We start from the raw sequence: 21,471 nt of genomic DNA on the forward strand, positions 1-21,471 counted from the left end.
AATAAAATAGAGAGGTGTCCGAGTGGTTGAAGGAGCTAGCCTGGAAAGCTAGTATGTGGGTAACTGCATCGTGGGTTCGAATCCCATCCTCTCTGCAAAAAATTAATGCTTTCCGAAAGGGGAGCATTTTTTGTTTTATAGCTTGGCAAACTTTTAGTTTGTCTAAGCGGATAAAATAAAAAAGAATCAGGCATGTAATGCCGAGCATTAGTTTATTCTTTTTAAATATCTTTCAACAGAGAATAAATCTTTTTAAATTTTTCAAAGCTTTGTTTGTAAATTTCTTTGGAATCTATATTTGGTAAAAAAGTTTTTCCAACTTTATTTTCAGTTGGGATTTCAATAGCAGTGGCTTTAAATCCAATCAGAACGGCTCCCCAAGAAGAAGCTTCGATTGTTTCAGCAACGATTACTTTCATTTGAAAAATATCAGCGACCATTTGCAACCAAAGTTCACTTTTTCCAAAACCGCCACTCGCCATTATGGTGATTTTGCGTCTTTCTTCGGGATTTGGGAGTAAGATTTCGGTAATGCTCAATAATCCAAATAAGATGCCTTCCAGTGTTGCCCTAATCAAATGCGCTTTGGCATGGATAATTCGGATTCCTAAAAGCGTTCCTTGAGCGGAAGCATCCCAAATAGGCGCTCTTTCGCCCAATAAATAAGGAACAAAAAGCAAGCCTTCGGATCCTGCAGGAATAGTTTCAGCCTGTTTGAACAATTCTTCGAAAGATTCATCTGTTTTTAATATGGATTCTTTGAGCCATTGCAAAACAATTGCACCATTATTGACAGCTCCAAGTTTCAAATAGTGATTGTCTATTAAATGGTAACATTGTGTTCGCATTTCCGGGTCAATAAAAGGTTTCTCAGTTGGTAAACGAACTGCGCCGCTGGTTCCAATGGATAACGCCATTCGGCCGGCTTGCATAGCTCCGGTTCCTAAATTTGCCAATACGCCGTCACCGCCACCCAAAATATAATCAAAACCGTCGGATAGTCCTTTGGCTTTATGGGTTGGACTAACAATGGTGGAAAGGTATGATTCTTCTATTTTCAAATAATCTAAAATATCCGATTCCCATTGTAGTGTATGAATGTTCATTAAACCTGTACCTGATGCCATCGAGGAATCAATTGCATATTCGCCGGTAAGATGATGCCAAATGTATTCTTTGATGCTAATGAATTTATATGTTTTAGAAAAAGTGATTGTATCGTGTTCTTTTAACCAAGCAATTTTGCTCATGGGTGAAAAGGTATGAATGGGAATTCCTGTTTTTTGATAGAAGTTTTTTCCTTGTTCGGATTTTTTTAACGCTTCGGCTAATGCATGCGCTCTATTATCGGCCCAAATGATAGCATCGGTGAGCGGTTTCCCCAAGTTGTCGATTGCTATTATACTTTGCATAGCCGAACTAAAACTGATGAACTGAGGCTGAATCCCTTTTGTTATTTCTTGGATACATCCTAAAACAGCCATTAGAATTTCATCGGGTTTTTGAATGCTCCAATCTGGCTTAGGATGGTACATAGAGTAGGATTGACTACATTCCCGAATCACTTTCCCGGTTCTGTCAAAACACACGGCTTTAGTTGCTGTGGTACCAATGTCTATTCCAATGTAAAATTGCTCCATTTTTCTAGTTTAATTTGGATTATGCGACTAGTAAATTAAGCAATAGTACGCCAATTAGTCCCATTATTCCAATGATTGTTTCCATTACAGTCCATGTTTTAAACGTATCCGAAATACTGATGCCGAAATACTCTTTAAACATCCAGAATCCCGTATCATTCACATGAGAACACATTAAACTTCCGGCACCAATTGATAATACCATCAATTCTGGACTTATCCCAGAACTAATCACTAAAGGTTGTACAATCCCTGCCGCAGTTAATCCCGCTACAGTTGCTGAGCCTAAAGCTATCCTGATAATAGTTGCCACAAGCCAGCCCAATACTAATGGAGAAAGTGTTGAGGTTTCGAAAAAAACAGCTAAATCAGTACCAATGCCACTGTCAATCAGTACTTGTTTGAAAGCTCCTCCAGCCGCAATAATCATAATAATCATAGTTGCTGAACTCAATGCCGAACTGGATTTATCCATTATGTCCTGCATTTTTCGACCGCGATTAATGCCTAAAAAAACAATTGCAAACAATACCGCTAGAAGCATGGAAGTGGTTGGACTTCCAATAAATCCAAGTGTATGACGTAAAGAAGATGACTCAGATAATGTTAATTCGCTTATGGTTGCCATAGCCATTAAGATGACTGGAATCAGGGCGGTTACAAAGCTGATTCCGAAAGAAGGCATTTCGTTGTTAGCGAATGTTTTGCTTTCGAACAATCCTTTGGGTGGATTGGCGACAATTTTCTTAATGAATTCTGGAAAAACAATTCCCGCAATCAATAAAGTAGGAATGGCAATTATCAATCCGAACAACAGCGTTTTGCCAATGTCAGCCTTGAAAATTACTGCAATGGCTGTAGGTCCCGGATGAGGCGGCAAAAAACCGTGTGTCACCGAAAGTGCAGATGCCATGGCAATTCCAAGATAAATTATGGGCTGCTTCGTGCTTTTTGCGACAGCGAAAACCATTGGAATCAAAATCACAAATCCGGCATTGTAAAACATCGAAATTCCTACGGCAAAACCCGTAAGCAACATCGCCCATTTGATGTGCTTAACGCCAAAAGACCGAATCATAACTGAACTTATTCGCTGTGCCGCACCACTATCTGAAAGTATATTTCCCAATATAACTCCAAGGGCAATAATCAAAATTAAAGAACCGAGCGTGCTTCCAATTCCTTGTTGGAGGGAATTTATAATGTCATGAAAGAGCATTCCTTTGGCAATTCCCACAAAAAAAGAAGCAATAATCAACGAGAGGAACGCATTGAGTTTTACCGCGGATATCAAGACAAGTAATAAAAGGATACTTGCAATTAAGATCAGTATTGACATGTACTTGAATTTGAAAAATTAAAAATGATATTTGAATTGGTTAGTTTGTGTAATCAATTATTCGTTTTTTTCGACAGCGTGACCGCCAAATTCATTGCGAAGTGCCGCTACCACTTTTCCGGAGAACGTATCTTGCATCTGGGAACGGTAGCGCATCATTATCGATAAAGCAATGACCGGAGTTGGAACACCTAAATCTAAAGCGGTTTCCAGAGTCCATTTTCCTTCGCCGGAGGAATGCATAATTCCTTTGATGCTGTCTAGTTTTGGGTCTTTTGAGAAGGCATTTTCGGTGAGTTCCATTAACCAACTGCGCACCACGGAACCGTGATTGAAAAGTTTGGCTGTTTTTTCGAAATCAATGTCAAATTCAGAATGCTCAAAAACTTCGAAACCTTCGGCAATAGATTGCATCATTCCGTATTCGATTCCGTTATGAACCATTTTCGTGAAATGTCCACTTCCTGCTGCACCAGTATAAAGATGTCCGTTCTCTACAGAAATATCCTTGAAAACTTGTGCCACATAGTCAAATACGGCTGGTTCTCCGCCTATCATCGTACAAGCACCATTTAGAGCTCCCGATGTTCCACCTGAAGTCCCGCAGTCCAAAAAGTCAATTCCTAGTTCCTTTAATTGAGTATAACGACGTTTGGAATCTTTATAGTTTGAGTTTCCTCCGTCAATAATAATGTCGTTTTTTTCTAAAAAAGGAACCAATGAAGTGATCACTCCATCTACAATTTCTCCTGCAGGAACCATCAGCCAAATCACTTTTCGGTGGTTCAATTTCTCACACAATTCTTCAACAGAATGTGCCGTTTTAATTCCTTCCTGACCGATTTTCTCTACAAAGTCAGTATTGACATCTTGGGCTACTACTTCGTACCCATTTCGCTGTAAGTTAAGAGCAAGATTGAAGCCCATTTTTCCTAATCCTATAATTCCAATTTGCATGGTTGTATTGTTTTAAGTCTGATTTGAAGACGTTTTTGAGTAATTGTAAAAATATTTTAAAGTAAAAATATTGGTTTTAATTTTTTAACGAGCAATTTATTCGAAAAATATTAAACTTGTTGGAGTCAATATGTTAATTATTTTTTGAGGTTTTATACCGACTCATTTTTATGAAAGTTTATTTGTTGCCATTATCCCTGAGAAATCCATCAAAATGGTATATTTGTAACGTTATAATGAGAATTGAAACCTGAAATGCTTTCAAGAACCATTGCGCAATTTAAACCCAAAACAATATGCGAATTTTTCTTAGTTGTTTTCTTCTTTTATCGGTTTTGACTGTTTTTTCCCAAGAAAATACGGCAACTCAAGACTCGATTTTTGTGAAAGTGGATTCTCTGTATCGAGAAGATCAGTTTTATTTTGCAGTAACGTATAACACACTTACCAACAAGCCTGCGGGTTTTTCGCAAAGTAAATTTTCTTCAGGATTCTCAGCGGGTTTTTTGAGAGACATGCCCATCAATAAGAACCGAAGAGTTGCTCTTGCTGCCGGTCTAGGTTTTACTTATAACAATTACAATCAGAATCTAGCGATTTCTTCTACTGCCGAAGCGCCCGTTTACACCATTATTGATTCAGATACCCAGTATAATAAAAATAAATTCTCGCTACTCTCCGTGGATGTTCCGCTTGAATTCAGATGGAGAACTTCTACCTATCAAAGCCATAAGTTTTGGCGAATTTATACGGGTATAAAGTTCAGTTATTTGTTGTATGATAAGTCTATTTTTGAGGGTAGCACCGGCAAGGTAGTACTAACCGGAAACAAAGATTTGAATAAATTTCAGTACGGTGCCTACATTTCATCAGGTTACAATACGATAAATTTATATGCATATTATGGTTTGAACCCGTTGTTTCAATCCGCTAAAGTCAATGGTAAATCCGTTGATATGAAATCACTGAATTTTGGAATTATATTCTATATTTTATAACCATAAAACTAATAAAAGTAACTGTGGGATTGCGCCTAACATAAAGCCAATAATCAGTTCTTTATTAGTGTGTGCGTTCATTTCCAGGCGGGAAGAAGCTACAATTCCGTTAAGGAGAATCAACATTGCAATGATGAAAGTACTCTGAATTTGCAGGTGCATGCTTAAGCCAATTATAAAGACGGTCAAGGAACTCATGCCAATCATGTGAAGGCTCGCTTTTATATTTCCAAACAATAATATCAGTGCTAAGAGACTACTCAAAAGTCCACCTAATAAGAAAAAGTGAAGCTCTGGATAACGATCTATGGTAATGCTTTTTCGAACTAGCAAGATGATTAAAAAGCAATGTAATAGCAACGGAATTTTACGCTGTGATACTTTGGATACCATAACGGAGTCCACATTTCCTGTTGCCCGCAAAAGGAGGAAAACCAGGACGGGAATAAATACAGTTACTATAATAATCTGAAAAAAAACAAACAACTTTTCTTGAGTCACAAATTCAGTTCCATTATAAAAAAGATAAAACAACGTAGCCATTACCGGTATGAATATCGGATGGAAAACATAAGAGAAAAAAGGAAGAATTTTTTTCAAGAGTTATTTTTTTTAAAAACAAATATAAGCAATCTGTCAAAAACAGTACAGCATAATCCTGTTGTTTCTTTCGGGTTTACAAACGGAATTGCTGATAATTATAGTATATCGAGGTTCTCGTTTTGAAAAGAAGTGGTATTTTTGGAGAAGTTATAGAGCAATAAGAACTACAATAAATATATTTTCCAGAAAAGAAATTCACCTCAATCTCTTTTATTTCCATGAGTCAAAAAATCCTAAATAGCCTTCAAAGAATCACCGCAAAATATATTGGTAACCTAGAAAATGTAACTTTAGACACTGTTTCTATAGACAGTCGTTCATTGCAAAATGGCCCTCATACGGTGTTCTTTGCATTGGTTGGCGCTCACATTGATGCACATTTTTATATCAAAGATTTAATAGCGAATGGCGTTCAAAACTTTGTTGTGACCCATATTCCGGATGATTGTAAGGAGAACGCTAATTTTTATGTTGTTGAAAATACACTTATCGCCTTACAACAATTCGCCGCAAATTACCGCAGTCTTTTTGACTTCCCTATTATCGGGTTGACCGGAAGTAACGGTAAAACGATTGTCAAGGAATGGCTCAACTTTTTATTGAGTCCTGATTATAACGTTATCCGAAGTCCAAAGAGTTATAATTCCCAAATTGGTGTTCCGCTGTCCGTTATTGCGATTAATGAAAAACACAATTTAGGGATTTTTGAAGCGGGTATTTCCACCCATTCTGAAATGGATAAATTGGAGGAGATTATTAAGCCGACTATTGGAATTCTTACGAATATTGGAACTGCACACGATGAAGGGTTTGCAACTGCAAAAGAAAAAATAACTGAAAAATTAAAGCTTTTTGAACATTCCCGCGTTTTAATTTATCAAAAGAATAAAATTATTGACGCTTGTATCAATCCGGAAATCAAAACTTTTTCCTGGAGTTTTGTAGATAAAACTGCATCTGTTTTTGTTGCTAAAAAAAGCGTCTTAGAAAAGACTGTTTTGAATATTGAATTCGGTCAGGACCATTTTGAAATAAAAATTCCTTTTCAAGACGAGGCTTCGGTCGAAAATGCAATCTCCTGTTTGATGGTTTTGTTGTATTTTGAATACGATGCAGCCACCATTCAAAACCGTATGGAATTGTTGTATCCGGTAGAAATGCGCTTGAAAGTCAAAAACGGAATCAATAATTGCAGTATTATTGATGATAGTTACAGCTCGGATTTTCAATCGTTGAAAATTGCATTGGATTTTCTCGAAAGTCAAAAACAATACAAGAAAAAAACGGTGATTTTGTCTGATATTTTTCAAAGTGGTTTGTCTACGGAGGCGCTTTACGCTAAAGTTTCTGAGTTGATTATTTCCAATAAAATTGACCGCGTTATTGGTATTGGAGAAACCATTTCGGCTTTCAAAAATAAATTTACGAATTGTATCACTTTCGAAAATACTGCTGCCTTTGTCGCTGATTTTGAAAACTTGGATTTTGGTAATGAAACCATTTTGATAAAAGGGGCGAGGTCGTTCCAGTTTGAAGAAATTGTGTATTTGTTAGAAGAGAAAACACATGAAACGGTTTTGGAAATCAACCTGAATGCAATCAGTTACAACTTGAATTTTTTTAAATCAAAGCTAAAGCCAAAAGTGAAAATTATGGTGATGGTAAAAGCATTTGGTTATGGAAATGGTGGACTCGAAATTGCCAAATTATTGGAATATCATAAGGTTGATTATTTAGGAGTGGCTTTTGCCGATGAAGGTATTTCGTTGAAAAATGGAGGGATTCAGGTGCCAATTATGGTGCTTAATCCGGAGAATACGAGTTTTTCGGCCATCATCCAACATCAATTAGAACCGGAAATTTACTGTTTGAAAGGACTTTATGCGTTTTTGAAAATAGCGAAACAGAAAAATTTAGAGCACTTTCCGATTCATATTAAATTTGATACAGGAATGCATCGATTGGGTTTTGAGGAAAACACGATTGATGACCTGATAGCCGCGCTGAAAGGAAATACAACTGTTCAAATAAAGAGTATTTTGTCACACATGGCCACGAGTGATGATCTTGAACACATGGATTTTGCTCATTCACAAATTAATTTATTCGAAAAATTGTCATCAAAATTGATGTCCGAATTACAAATAAAACCGTTGCGACACATCTTAAACACATCGGGAATCAGTAATTTCCCAGATTCACAATATGATATGGTCCGATTGGGAATTGGATTGTACGGCGTTTCAAATGACGCCGAAGAACAAAAACAACTCGAAAATGTGGGTACGCTGAAATCGGTGATTTCACAAATTAGAACGATTGCAGCTGGTGAAAGCGTAGGGTATGGCCGCCGGTTTATAGCCGAAAAACCAACAAAAATTGCTACTATTCCTATTGGCTATGCCGATGGAATTTCCAGAGGTTGGGGAAATGGATTAGGATTTGTAATGATAAAAAATACCAAAGCTTATATAGTTGGGAGTATTTGTATGGATATGCTAATGGTTGATGTCACTGGAATCGAATGTAAAGAAGGCGATTCTATACTTATTTTTGGGGAAAACCCAACGGTATCTTTTATCGCCGAAAAATTAAATACCATTCCCTATGAAATTCTCACCAGTATTTCGCAGCGTGTGAAACGGGTATTTTATCGCTAACAGCTAAACTAGAGGAAATGACTGTTAATTATGTTAAAATTTTTATTAAATTCGCTTATGAAGAAATGAATTTTTAACCTAAAAAGATAAATTATGGGATTTTTCAGTGATTTTAAAGCTTCTTTAATGAAAGGAGACGTTTTAAGTTTGGCAACTGCTGTTGTTATAGCGGGTGCATTTGGCAAAATTGTTGGATCCGCTGTGGATGATATCATTATGCCAATAGTAGGTTTGATAACTGGTGGAATCGATTTTACCCAGAAATTCATCACTTTAGACGGTAATAGTTATGCTGATTTACCTGCAGCAAAAGCAGCAGGAGCGGCAGTCATCACTTATGGAAATCTTGTGCAAGCAATTATTAACTTTGTTATTATCGCATTTTTTGTTTTTGTGATTTTAAGAGCTGCTGAGAAAGCGAAGAAAAAAGAAGTTGTTGTTGTAGCTGCTCCGGCTGGACCAACACAAGAAGAATTATTGACTCAGATAAGAGATTTATTGAAAAAGTAATTTCCGCTACATTATATATTCTAATTTATCCTGAATTCATTTCAGGACTAAACCGCTTCGTAATTGAGGCGGTTTTTCTTTTTGTTTAAAAATAGAAAATAATGATTTGTTGTATTTATAACATTTTGTTATTTTTTGTGAAGCCACTTGTTTTGGTTTTAATATTAGTTACTTTTGTATTTCAAATTTAATATTCAATAATAAAAATATAAGATGAGAATAGCAGTTGTAGGCGCTACTGGAATGGTTGGCGAAGTAATGTTGAAAGTTTTAGCAGAAAGAAATTTCCCTGTAACAGAATTAATTCCGGTTGCTTCTGAGCGATCAGTGGGTAAAGAAATTGAGTACAAGGGTAAAAAATATAAAGTAGTGGGCATGCAAACGGCAGTAGATATGAAAGCGGATATTGCTTTGTTCTCTGCAGGTGGCGACACTTCACTGGAGTGGGCTCCAAAATTTGCGGCAGCAGGAACAACTGTTATCGATAATTCATCTGCTTGGAGAATGGACCCAACTAAAAAATTAATCGTTCCGGAAATCAATGCAGCGGAATTAACTGCAGCAGATAAAATCATTGCAAATCCGAACTGTTCTACGATACAAATGGTATTAGTTTTGGCTCCTTTGCACAAAAAATACAACATCAAACGTGTAATTGTCTCTACGTACCAATCCATCACTGGAACTGGTGTAAAAGCAGTACAACAATTGGAAAATGAATACGCAGGTGTTCAAGGTGAAATGGCTTATAAGTACCCGATTCACAGAAATGCGATTCCTCAATGTGATTCTTTCGAAGAAAATGGATACACTAAGGAAGAGATGAAACTGGTTCGTGAAACTAAAAAAATCTTAAGTGACAATACGATTGCTGTTACAGCAACTGCGGTTCGTGTGCCTATTGTAGGCGGACACAGTGAAGCGGTAAACGTAGAATTCTCGAATGACTTTGACGTAAATGAAGTGAGAAGTATTTTGCATCACACCGATGGCGTAGTGGTTCAGGATAATAATGACACGTATACGTACCCAATGCCAATGTATGCACAAGGAAAAGATGAGGTCTTTGTAGGTAGAATTCGTCGTGACGAGAGCCAGGAAAACACATTGAATATGTGGATTGTTGCAGACAATTTGAGAAAAGGAGCAGCAACAAACACAATCCAAATTGCAGAATATTTGATTGCAGCTAAATTGGTGTAATACTTTATAAGCCAAATACAACAGATTTTTCAAGGCCAGAAAGCGTTTTGTAATTTGATTTTTGGTTTAAATTTTTGAAATCCATTTGTTTTTACGAAATGTATATTTTGTTAAAACAAATGGATTTATATTTCAGTATTGTTATATTTGCCAAAGATGAAAAGGAAATTTTCTATATATAGTTTCTTGCTAACGATGACAGTATTGCTTTCGATGCTGTTTCAATCGCTGCATAAATACGAACATATAGCACAGCAACTTTCTGAAATACAATGTGTCCATAAGAAAAATTCTGCCGCAGAAATTACACATCAGCACCACAATTTTGATTTTTGTGGCGTTTGTGACTATAAATTAAGTGGTTTTACATTTCCTCTTTTACCTCATTTTGAATTAAATTCAGTTGAATTATACCTAAATAATACGGGTTTCAAGTCTTTTGAAATCACACAATTCTTCAAAGGAAGCCTTTTTGCGCTTCGAGCTCCTCCATTGGTTTAAATTATATTTCACATTAATACATCATTTTCAATTTTGGAAATGATTCACATGTTTATATATTTTGAACAAGGAAAATGCAAACAAAAATCTATATTGTTTTCTGCTTCTGTTTGTTTTGCACCATAAGTTTTGCGCAAAACACCGTTAGCGGAAAAATCACTACTCAAGGAGGAATGCCTCTTTCCGGGAGTCACATACACATTGGAACAAAAACAGTTTCTTCGGATGTTTCCGGTAACTACAGCATAAAAAAACTGCCTGCAGGGAATATCAAAGTATTCGTTTCGTATGTTGGTTTTAAATCTGTTGATACACTGGTAAATATTTCTGGTGACCAAGTTTTGAACTTTAGTTTAAAAGAAAATACCGACCAACTTCAGGAAGTAGTCGTAAGGCAAAAAGCCAATACGCTGAACAAATCGATTTTGGAACAAAAGATCAAAACAGAGACGATTGAAAAATTCAGCAACCAGACACTTGGAGATATTCTCAAAGAAATAGCCGGAGTTTCCAGTTTGAAAACAGGAAGTTCCGTGGTGAAGCCGGTTATTAATGGTTTGTTTGGAAGTAGAGTTCCAGTCATCAATAATAATGTGCGATTAGAAGATCAAGAATGGGGAACGGAACACGCACCCAATTTTGATGTAAACGCTGCCGGAAAAATCACGGTTATCAAAGGCGCTTCCGGGTTGCAGTATGGCGGTGATGCCGTAGGAGGTTTGGTGGTTATTGAACCGGTTGCGGTAAAAAGAGACACGCTGTTTGGTAAAACCATTCTGAATTTGGCGTCCAATGGTAGAGGCGGTTCCGTTAGTACAAGTTTGCACAAAGGAAATGACAAAGGATGGAGTTGGAATGCTTTGGGAACATTCAAGTATTCAGGCGACAAAGAAGCACCGGATTATGTATTATCCAATTCAGGAAATCGGGAAGCTAATTTTTCCGGAGATGTAAAATTCACTGGAAAAAAATATGATATTTCCGGTTATTACAGTTTTTACAATACTACGATTGGTATTTTGAGCGCTTCACATACCGGGAATGTAAACGATTTGTACAATTCCATTACCAATAAAATTCCTTCAGTTGTAAATGATTTCACCTACACAATAAAAAATCCAAAGCAGAAGGTGCAGCATCATTTAGCTAAGTTGAACTACAACTATTATTTTGATGAAACGGCTTCTTTGGCTGTGCAATACTCTTTTCAGTTCAACAAAAGACTGGAGTTCGATGTGCGAAGAGGAGATTTTAATGACATTGCGGCTTTAGACTTGGAGTTAACCACTCATGCTATCAATGTAGATTACAAGAAAGCGCTGCATGACTGGACTTTAAAAACGGGATTCAATAGCTCAATACAGAATAATTTTGCAAATCCGGCTACGGGAATAAAACCTTTGATTCCTAATTTTGACCGAATCGAATTTGGAACTTATGGAATAGCCAGTTATGATTTGTCTGATAGTTTTTCTGTGGATGCAGGAGTGCGTTACGACTTTTCACGAGTTGATGCTACCAAGTTTTATTTGAAATCCAGATGGGAAGAAAGAGGCTATGCAACTGTATTTGCAGATTTTATAGTGGGAGAACAAGGCAATCAATGGTTGACAAAGCCAAGTTTTACATTTCATAATATTTCAGCCAGCACTGGGTTTCACAAGGAATTTGAGGCAGACTTGAATTGGTATTCTAATATCAGTCTTGCGACAAGAAACCCAAATCCATCGGAGTTTTTTAGTGATGGTTTGCATCATTCCACGGGAATTATCGAGCTAGGCGATTTAGCTTTAGACAAAGAACAAGCAATCAAATTATCAACAACATTGCAGAAAAAATGGAATACTTTCTCGGTTGAGGTGAATCCTTTTATCAATAGTATCCGTAATTTTATGTTCTTGCGCCCTGTTGGTTTTGAGACGACCATTCGTGGTGCTTTTCCTGTTTGGGAATACCAACAAACCAACGCAAGATTGGCGGGAGTTGATGTGCAAACCCATTGGAAAATAAGTAAACAGTGGCAACATGATTTCGCTTTGGCCTATGTCAACGGGAAAGACCTCACTAACAAGGAATCTTTAATTGATATTCCGCCCTTGAATCTGAGCAATAAAATTCAGTTTTCAAAGAACGAATGGCATGATTTGAAACTCGAATTAAAGAGTGAAGTGGTGCTGCGTCAAAATCAGTTCCCTGACAATAATTTCACTACAAACATTGTCGTGAATAATGAGTTGGTGCCCGTTCTGGTAGACATCAGTACACCGCCACCGGCTTATCAATTGTTGCATTTTTATTCGGAAATGAAATTCAAGACTTTCGGTAAAACCAATGCAACGGTCGCATTTTCTGTTCAAAATATTTTAAACACCAGTTATAGGGACTATCTCAACAGGCAACGTTTTTTTGCTGATGAAATGGGTAGAAACTTTCAAATTCAATTAAAATTCAATTATTAAAAAGTAAACAAAAAACAATAAAATGAAAAATTCAAAAATTTTAGCAATCGCATTAATATCTATATTTACCTTTTCATCTTGTAACAATGATGATGATCCCATTGCAGTAAATGAGGAAGAAGTAATCACAACGGTGACTACAACGCTGACCGCTGGAAGCCAGACGGTGACTTTGACTTCAAGAGATCTTGACGGAGACGGACCAAATGCACCAGTGGTAACAGCTTCGGCAGATTTACAATTGAATACTACCTATACAGGAACAGTACGTTTCTTAAACGAGTCCGTGACGCCAGTTGATGATATTACATTAGAAATAAAAGAAGAAGGCGATGAGCATCAACTGTTTTTTCAAGCACCAGTAGCAATAGGAGCTTTTACTTATGCCGATGCCGATGTTAACGGAAAGCCTATTGGATTGGCTTTTACTTTGAAAACAGGAACAGTAGCAGCAACTGGAAATATAGTGGTTGTGTTGAGACATGAACCAGCTAAAAGCGCTGCTGGAGTTGCAACGGGAGATATTACGAATGCCGGTGGAGCAACAGATGCACAAATTACATATCCAGTGCAGGTCAAATAATTACTTCGTTCAGATGTCAACCATTCTAGAAAACGCTATTCGAAAGAGTAGCGTTTTTTTGGTTTTAAGGACAAAAAGCATTGATTACTATTTCAGTGCTTTTTTCGTATTATTGTATATAGAATCGAATGAATTTTATAACCCAAAACAATGATGCTACAAAATCAATCTGTAATTCCTGATATTAAAGCCATTATAGCAGCCTCGAAAGACAAAGCAATCAGAGCGGTAGATAATGAAAGAACCTTGATGTATTGGTATATTGGGCAACGTATCTTTGAGGAAGAACAAGATGGGAAGGACCGTGCAGACTATGGAGAGTACTTAACAAAATACATTTCACAACAGTTAGAACCCGAGTTTGGAAGCGGTTTTTCGAAACGACAAATAGAATTATTTAGACAGTTTTATCGCTCTTTTCCAATTGCGAACGCATTGCGTTCGCAATTGAGTTGGACGCATTACAAACTAATTATTCGTCTTGATAGTCAAGATAAAATGGACTTCTACATAGCCGAAACGGTAAAAAACAATTGGAATACCAGGTAATTAGAACGTCAAATTTATAGCAGTCTTTGGGAACGCCTTTTAATCAGCAATGATAAAGAAAGTGTACTTGCTGTAGCTAAAAATGAAAAATTGCCTTCGGATGCCAAAGAGATTATAAAAGACCCAATGTATCTGGAATTTCTGGGATTAAAACGGGAAGCAGCATACTATGAAAGGGATTTAGAAAGTGCCATAATTACTCATTTACAAGATTTTTTATTGGAACTGGGAAATGGTTTTTCATTTATAGCCAGACAAAAAAGAATACACATTGATGGCGATGAATTTTTTACTGACTTAGTTTTTTATAATCGAATATTACAATGCTTCGTCATTATCGAAATCAAAACAGATAAACTCACGCATCAGGATATTGGTCAACTTCAGATGTATGTCAATTATTCTGATCGAGTTGAAAAACTGCCTCGTGAAAATCCAACTATTGGTATTTTGCTTTGCGCCAATAAAAATGACGGTGTGGTGAAATTTACGTTGCCGGAAAATGAGAAAAATATAGTAGCCAGTCAATATAAATTATACCTGCCCACTGAACAACAGTTATTAGAAGCTGTGAATATTGAACTGCAGAATTTTGAGCAAGGAAAGGACAGTGAATAACACACTGTTCAGACGCAGATGTTGACCAGAAAACGTAGAACAATCAGCTATGAAATCAGTGTAAATCCGTTCAATCCGTTTCATCTGTGGCCACATTTGAATTACGTCTGCAGTGCGGACACAATTGTACTGGCTCTGAAATTCATTATACTTTTAACCTAAACTATAATTCGAACGATTCATGACTAAAAAAAATAGTTGCTATTTCATTCAACCCAAATGCTATTTATAAAGCAAACGTTTTTTTGGTTTTATTTAAGACTTTCCCACCTTTACAACACTAACTATTTCCCTATTTTTGTAACAACCTAAAACAGAATCTAATGAAATGAGCATGACGGTAATTGGGTTGCAAACACCAATGATGCTATGCAAATTACATATGACCGATGAAAAACATTAAATATAAACATATGAAAAAAACTTTTTTAATAATGGCTGTATCTTCTGCAATGGCGACTTTTGGACAAAACCAAAAACCAAAACAGGTAACTTATCCCGTAACCACCAAAGGGGAAACTGTAGACGTGTATTTCGATACCAAACTTCCGGATCCGTACCGCTGGCTTGAAGACGACAAATCTGCTGAAACGGGTGCTTGGGTAAAAGCCCAAAACGAAGTGACTTATGGTTATTTGGCACAAATTCCGTTTCGTGATTTGCTAAAAGCAAGAATGGAAAAACTGTGGAATTACGAAAAAATAGGAGCGCCTTTCAAAGAAGGAGATTTTACGTATTACTATAAAAACAACGGTTTGCAAAACCAATCGGTGTTGTACAGAAAAGACGCCAAAGGAACCGAAACTGTATTCTTGGACCCCAACACCTTTTCTAAAGACGGAACTACATCGCTTGGCGGATTAAATTTCTCTAAAGACGGTTCTAAAGTAGCGTATGCCATTTCAGAAGGCGGAAGCGACTGGAGAAAAGTAATTATTATGGATGCCATTTCCCAAAAAATAATCGAAGACACGATTGTCGATGTGAAATTCAGCGGCGTGTCTTGGAAAGCTAACGAAGGATTCTACTATTCCAGTTATGACAAACCAAAAGGAAGCGAATTATCAGCAAAAACCGACCAACATAAACTGTATTTCCATAAGTTAGGAACCGCACAAAAAGACGATAAAGTAATTTTTGGTGCCGACCAAAAACGCCGTTATGTAGGCGGTGGCGTGACCGAAGATGATCGTTATTTGGTTATCACAGCGTCTAATTCTACCTACGGAAACGAGTTGTACATCAAAGATTTGACAAAGCCCAACAGTCCTATTGTGACTATTGTGGATAATTTCAAAAGTGACAACAATATCATCGAAAACGAAGGCGGAAAATTATTCATAGAAACCGACTTGAATGCGCCCAACAAACGCATCGTAACCGTCGATGTCAACAACCCAAAACCGGAAAACTGGAAAGATTTTATTGCAGAAACGGAGAATGTGTTGTCGCCATCAACAGGAGGCGGGTATTTCTTTGCTAATTATATGAAAGATGCCGTTTCGGTGGTGAAACAATATGATTATTCCGGAAAATTGGTACGTGAAATCCAATTGCCTGGCGTAGGAACTGCCGGTGGATTTGGCGGAAAGAAAAAAGAAAAAACATTGTATTATTCTTTCACAAATTACATCACTCCGGGTTCTATATTTTCATTCGAACCAGGAACAGGAACTTCGGCGGTGTATGAAAAACCAAAAGTAGATTTCGACAGCGAGCTATACGAGTCTAAACAAGTGTTTTACACTTCTAAAGACGGAACCAAAATCCCGATGATAATCACCCACAAAAAAGGATTGAAACTCGATGGAACAAATCCAACGATGCTTTACGGTTACGGAGGATTCAACGTGAGTTTGACACCAAGTTTCAGTATTGCCAATGCCGTTTGGATGGAAAATGGAGGCGTTTATGCAGTACCAAATTTACGTGGCGGTGGCGAATACGGGAAAAAATGGCACGATGCGGGAACCAAAATGCAAAAACAAAATGTATTTGATGATTTCATCGCAGCGGCAGAATACTTGATTGCTCAAAAATATACCTCTTCACAATACCTGGCCATTCGTGGTGGATCAAACGGAGGATTGCTTGTGGGCGCTACCATGACGCAACGTCCGGATTTGATGCGAGTTGCTTTACCGGCAGTTGGTGTGATGGACATGTTGCGCTACCATACCTTTACCGCAGGAGCAGGTTGGGCGTATGATTACGGAACGGCGCAGGACAGCAAGGAAATGTTCAACTACATCAAGGGATATTCTCCCGTACACAACATACAAAAAGGGATTCAATATCCGGCAACCATGGTCACAACGGGCGATCACGATGATAGAGTAGTACCGGCGCACAGTTTCAAGTTTGCTGCCGAATTACAGGAAAAACAAACCGGAACAAACCCAACCCTAATCCGTATTGACATCAATGCAGGACACGGCGCCGGAAAATCCGTAGCAGCAACCATTCAGGAAAATGTCGATATTCAGGCCTTTACCTTATTCAACATGGGAGTGGTCTTATTGCCAGAGTTGGAATAAGAATAATTGTGATACCGATTTTACCCTGAGCGCAGTCGAAGGGAGGAGCTTATTCCTGCTATTCGTTACAATCTTTATATCCGCCGAAAAGTCGGAAATAAAGGATTTTCACTGCTATCAGGGCTAGGGCATTCGATTTCACAAACGATTGTCATTGCGAGGAACGTGGCAATCACATCATAAATTGATAAGAAGTTTAAAAAACGCTATTCGAAAGAGTAGCGTTTTTTTATTAGTTAGTTTTTTTAATATTGATATAAAACAGACTATCTTTCGTACAAATTAAACATTACTTTTTTATAATTATTCATAAAATGTCAAACATTGTAAACGTCACTTGTGCTATTATCTTAATTGAGAATAAAATTTTAGTCGCTCAACGCAGTGATAAAATGAAATTGCCTTTGAAATGGGAATTTCCAGGAGGGAAGCTAGAAGAAAATGAAAGTGAAATAGATTGTATTAAAAGAGAAATAAAAGAAGAGATAAATATTGAAATTGAAGTTCTAAGAAAATTGTCAAATAGCATTTATGATTATGGAAATTTTAAAATTAATTTAATTCCTTTTATAGCGAAACATATACTTGGTGAAATTATATTGGCAGAGCATAAAGATTACAAGTTATTAGAAAAAGTAGAACTATTAAATCTTGATTGGGCAGAAGCAGATTTACCAATCGTTGAAGAATTTTTAAAACTCGAATTATGAACCAAGGACTGTATGAGGAATTAGTTACTAAGCTAATAAACTATAAAATAAACGAATTAGATAAAGATACTTTTCAGGTTAAGAAAACTTCAATAGATAAAGCCGAAGCTGCTCAATTATTATCGCAACATATCGGTAAAACAATTAAACATGCTTTTACTTTAATTAAGGGGGATGATGTTGTAGAGACACAAATAGAGATTGCTAATAAGATTATTTTATTTCTGAAAGAAGAATTAAAAAAAGAAGAGTTTGAGGATGATCTAATAGAAACAGAAGGTAAAATTCTAAAAGCTGTTTTTACTAAAGTGGATGCTCATTTCACTGATTTGGATTTGCATTTAAAAGAAATTACTCCTTACACAAGATTGATTCACAGTGAACTTTTTACAGGTGGAAATTCAGGGACAACTCTTGAAAGTGAATTGAGAAAAGAGATTTTATCTTCAGATAGAATTGACTTATTAGTTTCTTTTATCAAATGGAAAGGAATTAGGATTCTAGAGCGTGAACTTAAAGAGTTTACGAGTCGAGGAGGTAAATTAAGAGTAATTACAACAACTTATATTGGAGCTACGGATGCTAAAGCAGTGGAGTTTTTAGCTTCTTTAGAAAATACAGAAGTAAAAGTTTCATACAATACAGGTAATGAAAGATTACATGCAAAAGCCTATTTGTTTCAAAGAAACACTGGTTTTCATACAGCATATATAGGTTCTTCTAATTTTTCCCGTTCTGCTTTAACCGATGGTTTAGAGTGGAATCTAAAAGTGACGACTAAAGAAGTGGGGCATATAATTGATAAATTCAAGAAAACATTTGAGGCATACTGGCAAAATTCAGAATTTGAATTATATGATCAAAATATTCATTCTGTAAAATTAGTCGAAGCTTTAAAGCAAGGGAAGTTTTCAAAAGAATATACTTTTACAACATCGTATTTTGACATTAAACCGTTTCATTATCAAAATGAAATACTTGAAAAATTAGAAGTTGAAAGAACGGTTCATAATAGATATAGGAATCTTATAGTTGCCGCTACAGGAACTGGAAAAACAGTTATTTCTGCATTTGATTATAAAAATTTTAGAAGTAATAATAAATCATCAAAGCTACTTTTTGTGGCTCATAGAAAAGAAATTTTGCAACAAGCAAAAGCCACATTTCAAGGAGTTTTAAAAGATAATAATTTTGGAGATTTATGGGTTGATGGAATGGAACCAAAATCTAATGAATATCTTTTTGTTTCAGTACAAACGTTAAATAATAGATTGAAAGATTTAAATCTATCTCCAGATTATTTTGATTTTATAATTTTAGACGAAGCTCATCATGGACCAGCGTCTAGTTATAGACCTTTTTTAAATTATTTTCAACCAAAAGTTTTATTAGGATTAACAGCGACTCCTGAAAGAATGGACAACGAAAATATTCTTGAGGATTTTTGCAATCGAATAGCTGCTGAAATTAGACTTCCAGAAGCATTAAATAAAAAATTATTAAGTCCATTTCAATATTTCGGTATTACTGATAGTATAGATTTAACTAATGTAAAATGGGAGAAAGGGAAGTATGTAGCAAGTGAATTAACGAGCTTATATACTAAGAACAATATTCGAGTTGGAGAGATAATTAGCAATCTTGATAAGTATACAAATGATATAAATGATGTTCGAGCTATTGGATTTTGTGTGACAATAGAACATGCCTCTTTTATGGCTGAAAAATTCAATTTAGCAGGATTAAAAGCAGAATGTTTAACTGCTAAAAATTCTAGTGAGCGAGATAGAATTAGAGAACAATTCAAGAAAAAAGAATTCAATTATTTATTTGTTGTTGATATTTTTAATGAAGGTGTAGATATTCCTGAAATTGATACAGTTTTGTTTTTAAGGCCAACAGAAAGTTTGACAGTTTTTCTTCAACAATTAGGACGTGGATTACGTTTGTCAGAAGGAAAAGATTGTTTAACAGTTTTAGATTTTGTTGGAAATTCAAGACCTGAATATGATTTTGAAAGTAAGTTTAGGGCGTTAATTGGAAAAACAACAACTTCGGTTCGAAAAGAAATTGAAGATGATTTTCCACATTTACCATTGGGATGCTCTATGGTTTTAGAGAAAAAGACGAAAGAAACTATTCTTGAAAACATTCGAAAAGCAACATCATTGAATGTAAATCAACTGATAACTAAAATTAGAAATTTTCAACATCAAACTAGTCTGCCTCTAACATTAAATAATTTTATTGAATTAAATCATATTTCAATTGAAACGATTTACAAAAGAGATAGTTGGTCGAGATTATGTCAAAGAGCCGGAGTAATTGAAGATTTTGAGAACATTAATGAAAAACAAATTTATTCTGCAATAAGCAATAAATGGCTTTCTACAAACTCAACAAGTTATTTTAACTTTATTCTTAGAATAGCGAAGCAAGGATTTGAAATTAATTTTAATGATTTCGATGAGAATGGAAAAGCTATGCTGTTAATGCTACATTATGATGTTTGGCAAAGTGTTGGTGGCTTTGATTCTTTAGAAAAAAGTATAAGACAAATTGGAAAAAATAAAACTCTTGTAAAAGAAATCATTGAAGTACTAGAAATATTGATTGATAAAATTGGTTTCAAAGAAATTGATATTAAACTTCCTTACGAACAACCATTAAAGTTGCATGCACGATATACAAGAGATCAAATATTAGTTGCTTTTGGGTTATCTACATTTCATAAAAAATCTTCAAATAGAGAAGGAGCGGCCGAAAATAAGAAGTTAAATACTGAAATTCTCTTTATTAATTTAATTAAATCAGAAGAAAATTTTTCTCCAACAACAATGTATGATGATTATGCAATCAGTGAAACTTTATTTCACTGGCAATCACACAACGCTTATGGTCCTGAAACAGGCAAAGGATTGTCATATATAAATCATGGTGAATTGAATAAAAAGATATTACTCTTTGTACGAGAAAAAGCAAATGACATAAACGGAAATACTCTTGGTTATGTTTTTATTGGAGAAGCAAATTTTATAGAAACCGAAGGTTCAAAACCAATGAGTATTAAATGGGAACTCAGTGAGCCAATGCCAAATTATCTTTGGAAAGAATCTGCAAAAATGTCAATTGGATAATTAGGTTGATTATTAATTAACCCATTCCCATTTCACTTCAACATTTCCGTGGCTTTATTTTCCCAATGTTTTATTAATTGGTTCGGTTTTTTGTGTTTCAATCGGTAAATTTGAAAGAGAACATTAAATATATAAAAACATGACAGTACAAATCAACACAGACAACAATGTAGAAGGAAACGCACGTTTGAAAGCGTATATAGCGGAAGAAATAGCAACGACTTTAGCGCGTTTTGAAGATAAAGTAACCCGTTTAGAGGTGCATCTTGGTGACGAAAACAGCGATAAAGGTGGCGTAAACGACAAACGATGCCTGATCGAAGCAAGACCAAATAACATGCAGCCGGTAGCAGTGACCAATCATGCGGATACTACCGAAAAAGCCTTTCACGGTGCCTTAGACAAAATCAAAAAAGTGTTGGAAACAACTTTCGAGAAAAAGAAAACGTATTAAATAGTTGCCTTTT

At 35.9% G+C, this 21,471-nt stretch carries 17 protein-coding genes and 1 tRNA gene; 14 read left to right on the forward strand and 4 right to left on the reverse strand.

Annotation, left to right across the window (positions count from 1 at the left end; translation table 11 throughout):
- Window positions 1-8 precede the first annotated feature (8 nt).
- Window positions 9-95 (forward strand) — tRNA-Ser (locus tag IWX80_RS06715).
- Window positions 96-221: 126 nt separating this feature from the next.
- Here IWX80_RS06715 and IWX80_RS06720 read toward each other — a convergent pair.
- Genes IWX80_RS06720 through gnd form a run of 3 tightly spaced genes read right to left on the reverse strand, consistent with a single transcriptional unit; the run spans window position 222 to window position 3,936 of the window.
- Window positions 222-1,640, reverse strand: coding sequence for a gluconokinase (locus IWX80_RS06720; protein WP_196852719.1), 1,419 nt, complete (start codon window positions 1,638-1,640; stop codon window positions 222-224).
- Between the two features lie 19 nt (window positions 1,641-1,659).
- Window positions 1,660-2,979: a gluconate:H+ symporter gene (locus IWX80_RS06725; protein ID WP_196852720.1), complete on the reverse strand. Its 1,320-nt coding sequence runs from the start codon at window positions 2,977-2,979 to the stop codon at window positions 1,660-1,662.
- 57 nt (window positions 2,980-3,036) lie between these two features.
- A complete protein-coding gene (gene gnd / locus IWX80_RS06730) occupies window positions 3,037-3,936 on the reverse strand; it encodes a phosphogluconate dehydrogenase (NAD(+)-dependent, decarboxylating) (RefSeq protein ID WP_196852721.1) in 900 nt (299 codons plus the stop codon).
- A 296-nt stretch (window positions 3,937-4,232) separates the two neighbouring features.
- Between gnd and IWX80_RS06735 the strand changes: the two genes are divergently transcribed.
- On the forward strand, window positions 4,233-4,934 hold the full coding sequence (locus IWX80_RS06735; RefSeq protein WP_196852722.1) for a porin family protein: 702 nt from the start codon (window positions 4,233-4,235) through the stop codon (window positions 4,932-4,934).
- Here the strand turns inward: IWX80_RS06735 and IWX80_RS06740 are convergent.
- Window positions 4,929-5,534 carry a hypothetical protein gene (locus tag IWX80_RS06740; RefSeq protein WP_196852723.1) on the reverse strand — a complete coding sequence of 202 codons (606 nt, stop codon included), beginning with the start codon at window positions 5,532-5,534 and terminating at the stop codon, window positions 4,929-4,931. The genes IWX80_RS06735 and IWX80_RS06740 overlap by 6 nt on opposite strands.
- 221 nt (window positions 5,535-5,755) lie before the next feature.
- On the opposite strand from IWX80_RS06740, the gene IWX80_RS06745 reads away from it, so the two are divergent.
- The 12 genes from IWX80_RS06745 to IWX80_RS06795 all read left to right on the forward strand — a co-directional run bounded on the left by IWX80_RS06745 (window position 5,756) and on the right by IWX80_RS06795 (window position 21,458).
- Window positions 5,756-8,197 carry a bifunctional UDP-N-acetylmuramoyl-tripeptide:D-alanyl-D-alanine ligase/alanine racemase gene (locus IWX80_RS06745; protein ID WP_196852724.1) on the forward strand — a complete coding sequence of 814 codons (2,442 nt, stop codon included), beginning with the start codon at window positions 5,756-5,758 and terminating at the stop codon, window positions 8,195-8,197.
- Window positions 8,198-8,290: 93 nt separating this feature from the next.
- The gene (mscL, locus tag IWX80_RS06750; protein WP_091172689.1) at window positions 8,291-8,707 is read left to right on the forward strand and encodes a large conductance mechanosensitive channel protein MscL; all 417 of its coding nucleotides are present in this window, start codon (window positions 8,291-8,293) and stop codon (window positions 8,705-8,707) included.
- A 213-nt stretch (window positions 8,708-8,920) separates the two neighbouring features.
- Window positions 8,921-9,910 (forward strand): aspartate-semialdehyde dehydrogenase, encoded by a 990-nt coding sequence (locus tag IWX80_RS06755; RefSeq protein ID WP_196852725.1) that lies wholly within the window; start codon window positions 8,921-8,923, stop codon window positions 9,908-9,910.
- Between the two features lie 156 nt (window positions 9,911-10,066).
- Window positions 10,067-10,411 carry a hypothetical protein gene (locus IWX80_RS06760; protein WP_196852726.1) on the forward strand — a complete coding sequence of 115 codons (345 nt, stop codon included), beginning with the start codon at window positions 10,067-10,069 and terminating at the stop codon, window positions 10,409-10,411.
- A 74-nt stretch (window positions 10,412-10,485) separates the two neighbouring features.
- Window positions 10,486-12,870 (forward strand): TonB-dependent receptor, encoded by a 2,385-nt coding sequence (locus tag IWX80_RS06765; protein ID WP_196852727.1) that lies wholly within the window; start codon window positions 10,486-10,488, stop codon window positions 12,868-12,870.
- A 22-nt stretch (window positions 12,871-12,892) separates the two neighbouring features.
- Window positions 12,893-13,453 (forward strand): type 1 periplasmic binding fold superfamily protein, encoded by a 561-nt coding sequence (locus IWX80_RS06770; protein WP_196852728.1) that lies wholly within the window; start codon window positions 12,893-12,895, stop codon window positions 13,451-13,453.
- A 150-nt stretch (window positions 13,454-13,603) separates the two neighbouring features.
- Window positions 13,604-14,002: a DUF1016 N-terminal domain-containing protein gene (locus IWX80_RS16970; protein ID WP_334682281.1), complete on the forward strand. Its 399-nt coding sequence runs from the start codon at window positions 13,604-13,606 to the stop codon at window positions 14,000-14,002.
- Window positions 14,003-14,092: 90 nt separating this feature from the next.
- Entirely contained in the window at window positions 14,093-14,620 is a 528-nt protein-coding gene (locus IWX80_RS16975) for a PDDEXK nuclease domain-containing protein (protein ID WP_334682282.1), read from the forward strand.
- Between the two features lie 434 nt (window positions 14,621-15,054).
- Window positions 15,055-17,157 (forward strand): prolyl oligopeptidase family serine peptidase, encoded by a 2,103-nt coding sequence (locus tag IWX80_RS06780; RefSeq protein ID WP_442899833.1) that lies wholly within the window; start codon window positions 15,055-15,057, stop codon window positions 17,155-17,157.
- Between the two features lie 314 nt (window positions 17,158-17,471).
- The gene (locus IWX80_RS06785) at window positions 17,472-17,867 is read left to right on the forward strand and encodes a (deoxy)nucleoside triphosphate pyrophosphohydrolase (RefSeq protein WP_233549982.1); all 396 of its coding nucleotides are present in this window, start codon (window positions 17,472-17,474) and stop codon (window positions 17,865-17,867) included.
- Window positions 17,864-21,004, forward strand: coding sequence for a DEAD/DEAH box helicase (locus IWX80_RS06790; RefSeq protein ID WP_196852730.1), 3,141 nt, complete (start codon window positions 17,864-17,866; stop codon window positions 21,002-21,004). Before IWX80_RS06785 ends, IWX80_RS06790 begins: the two co-directional genes overlap by 4 nt.
- A gap of 139 nt (window positions 21,005-21,143) precedes the next feature.
- Window positions 21,144-21,458: an HPF/RaiA family ribosome-associated protein gene (locus IWX80_RS06795; protein WP_196852731.1), complete on the forward strand. Its 315-nt coding sequence runs from the start codon at window positions 21,144-21,146 to the stop codon at window positions 21,456-21,458.
- The last annotated feature ends 13 nt before the right edge of the window (window positions 21,459-21,471 follow it).

It is taken from the genome of Flavobacterium sp. CAN_S2 (genome assembly GCF_015752255.1).
GTDB lineage: Bacteria > Bacteroidota > Bacteroidia > Flavobacteriales > Flavobacteriaceae > Flavobacterium.